The 3,639-nt window shown below is 74.3% G+C and carries 1 protein-coding gene; it reads left to right on the top strand.

All coding sequences use genetic code 11. The annotated features are described in order from the left end of the window. Positions 1–3,639, top strand: a 3,639-nt coding sequence (locus SACPADRAFT_RS29800) for a type I polyketide synthase (RefSeq protein ID WP_157577027.1), incomplete at both ends; no start/stop codon positions are given.

The following is a 3,639-nucleotide window of genomic DNA, read 5'->3' as shown; positions in this document are numbered from 1 at the left end:
GGGCACTCGCAGGGTGAGATCGCGGCCGCCGTGGTGTCGGGTGCGTTGTCGCTGGAGGACGGCGCTCGCGTCGTCGCGCTGCGGTCGCAGGTGCTGCGGCGGCTGGCCGGGCGGGGCGGCATGGTGTCGGTCGCGCTGGGCGTGGCCGAGGTGCGGGAGCGGATCGCGCCGTTCGGCGACCGCCTGTCGGTCGCGGCGGTCAACGGCGCCGCCGTGGTCGTCTCCGGCGAACCCGGGGCTCTGGACGAGCTGATCGCCGCCTGTGAGGCCGACGGAGTCCGGGCCAAGCGGGTGCCGGTGGACTACGCGTCGCACTCCGCGCAGGTCGACGAGCTGCGGGACGAGCTGGAACGGGTGCTGGAGCCGGTCCGCCCGCGAGCCGGGCAGGTGCCGGTGTACTCGACGCTGACCGGGCGGGTGGAGGACGGCTCGGGGATGGACGCCGGGTACTGGTTCGACAATCTCCGCTCCACCGTCCAGTTCGCGGACGCCCTGGAACGTCTCGCGGCGGACGGATTCGGCACCTTCGTCGAGTGCTCACCGCACCCGGTGCTCACCATGGCGTTGCCCGACGACGTCGTCGCGGTCGGTTCGCTCAAACGGGACGAGGGCGGGCTGCGGCGGATGCTGCTCTCGCTCGGTGAAGCCGTGGTCCGGGGTGTGACGCCGGACTGGGCGTCGGTCGTTCCCGGCGGCTTCCGGGTGGACCTGCCCACCTATCCGTTCCAGCGCACGCACTACTGGCCCGAGCCCGCCGTCCCCGCCCTGCCCGCGGCCGATCCGGCCGACGACGAGTTCTGGCGTGCGGTCACCACGCACGACGTCGAGGCGCTCGCGGGCGTCCTCGACCTCGATCCGGCCGCCCCGCTCAGCGACGTCATCCCCGCCCTGGCCGGACTGCGCCGCCGGGGCCGCGAGGCCGCCACCATCGCGAGCTGGCGATACCAGGTCGACTGGCGTCCCGTCGCCGCCACCCCGGCCGCCCCCACCGGAACCTGGCTGCTGCTCACCCCCGCGTCGCCCGCCCCGGTCTTCGCCGCCGTCGCCGACGCCCTCACCGCTCGCGGCGCGACCGTCGTCACGGAGGAAATCGACAGCGCCGCGGCCGAACGGCGGTCGCTGGCCGCGCTGCTGGGCAGGCACCCGGACGTCTCCGGCGTGCTCAGCGCTCTCGCCGTCGACGAAGGGACGCATCCCGGCCATCCGTCCGCCGTCCTCGGCCACACCGCGACCCTCGCCCTCGTCCAGGCCCAGGGCGACGCGGGCCTGTCCGCCCCGCTGTGGTGCCTCACCCGTGGCGCGGTCACCACGCACACCGGAGCCGCCCCCGAGCAGGCACTGGTGTGGGGACTCGGCCGGGTCGTCGCGCAGGAGTACCCCGAGCGCTGGGGCGGCCTGATCGACCTCCCCGGCGAACTGGACGACCGCACGGCGACCCTGCTCGCCACCGCCCTCACGGGCGGCATCGGGGAGGACCAGCTCGCGCTGCGTCCCGGTCGCCTGCTCGCGCGCCGCATCACCCGCGCCGCCGTCGGCGAGGGTGAGGGCTGGCGTCCGCGTGGCACCGTCCTGATCACCGGCGGCACCGGGGGCCTCGGCGCGCGGACCGCCCGCTGGCTGGCCACGGCTGGAGCCGAGCACCTGGTCCTGCTCAGCAGGCGCGGACCCGACGCCCCGGGCGCGGCGGAGCTGTCCGAAGAACTGGCTGCGACCGGCGCCCGGGTCGACATCCTCGCCTGCGACGTCACCGACCGGGCCCAGCTCGCCGAGGTCGTCGATGGCCTGCCGCTGACCGCCGTGGTGCACACCGCCGCCGTCCTCGACGACGGGGTCCTCGACTCGCTCACCACCGAGCGTCTCTCCCGTGTCCTGGCGGTGAAGCGGGACGCCACCCGTCACCTGCACGAGCTAACCCTGAAGCGCGACCTCGACGCGTTCGTGTTGTTCTCGTCCATGTCCGGCACCTTCGGCGCGTCCGGGCAGGGCAACTACGCCCCCGGAAACGCCTTCCTCGACGCCTTCGCCCATCACCGTCGCGACCTGGGCCTGCCTGCCACCTCCATCGCCTGGGGCCCCTGGGAAGGGGACGGCATGGCGGAGGGCGTCGTCGGCGATCTGGCCCGCAGGCACGGCCTGCCCGCCATGGACCCCGATCTCGCCGTGCGGGCGATGGCCGGTGCCGTGGGCAACGACACCTGCGTCGCGCTGGCCGACATCGACTGGGAGCGGTTCTTCGTGGCGATGACCGCCACCCGCACCTCCCACGTCCTGCGCGAAGTCCCCGAGGTCCGCCGCCTCCTGGAGGCCCAGGCGTCCGAGCCGGTCGCCGTCGCCCCGGCGCGGCGCGGGTCCTCACGGGACGAGGTCCTGCGGCTCGTCCGCTCGGCCGTGGCTGCCGTCCTCGGCTATGCGGGGCCGGAGGCGGTGGATCCGGACCGCTCGTTCCACGACCTCGGTTTCGATTCGGTGACGGCGGTGGAGCTGCGCAACCGCATCGCGGGCCTGACCGAGTTGAAGCTTCCGGTCACTCTCGTCTTCGACCACCCGACCGCGAGTGTCCTCGCCGAGCACCTGGCCGACCGCGTCTCCCCCGAACAGCGGGTCACGAGTGTGGCTCCCGGTCCCCCGCGCGGTGCGGAGGACGACCCGATCGCCGTCGTGGCCATGTCCTGCCGTTTCCCCGGCGGTGTCCGCACTCCCGAGCAGTTCTGGGAGCTGCTCGACGGCGGTGTCGACGCCATCGGGCCGTTCCCCGCCGACCGTGGCTGGGACCTCGATGCCGTCTACGCCTTCGCGGGCGCGGACGCCACCCGGACGTTCCTCGGCGGCTTCGTCGACGACGTCGCCGACTTCGACCCCGCGTTCTTCGGCATCTCACCGCGCGAGGCGCTGGCCATGGACCCGCAGCAGCGGCTGCTGCTGGAGACCTCGTGGGAGGCACTGGAACGCGGCGGTCTCGACCCCAGGGCGTTGCGCGGCACCGCCGTCGGCGTGTTCGCGGGGACCAACGGGCAGGACTACACGTCGTTGCTGATGAGCCGTCCCGCCAACCTGGAGGGACAGGTCGCCACCGGCAACACCGCCAGTGTCCTGTCCGGTCGCGTGTCCTACACGTTCGGATTCGAGGGCCCCGCCGTCACCGTCGACACGGCCTGCTCGTCGTCGCTGGTCGCCCTGCACCTGGCCGCCCAGTCGCTGCGCAACGGCGAGTGCGACCTGGCACTGGCGGGCGGCGTGAGCACCATGGCCACGCCGGGGCTGTTCACCGAGTTCGCGCTCCAGGGCGGGCTCGCCGAGGACGGCCGCTGCAAGGCCTTCGGCGACTCCGCCGACGGCACCGGATTCGCCGAGGGCGCGGGCCTGCTGCTGGTCGAGCGCCTGTCCGACGCCCGGCGCCGCGGTCACCCCGTGCTCGCCGTGCTGAGCGGTTCGGCGGTGAACCAGGACGGCGCGTCCAACGGGCTCACCGCGCCGAACGGCCCCGCGCAGCAGCGGGTCATCCGCGCGGCGCTCGCCGACGCCCGGGTCACCCCCGCGGACGTCGCGTTCGTCGAGGCACACGGCACCGGGACCACGCTCGGCGACCCGATCGAGGCACAGGCCGTGCTCGCCACCTACGGGCAGGACCGTGCCGAGCCG

This window comes from Saccharomonospora iraqiensis subsp. paurometabolica YIM 90007, assembly GCF_000231035.2.
In the GTDB taxonomy this organism is placed as follows: Bacteria; Actinomycetota; Actinomycetes; order Mycobacteriales; family Pseudonocardiaceae; genus Saccharomonospora; species Saccharomonospora paurometabolica.
The sequence above is the reverse complement of the archived record's forward strand: the minus strand, read 5'-3'. Positions and strand labels throughout refer to the sequence as shown.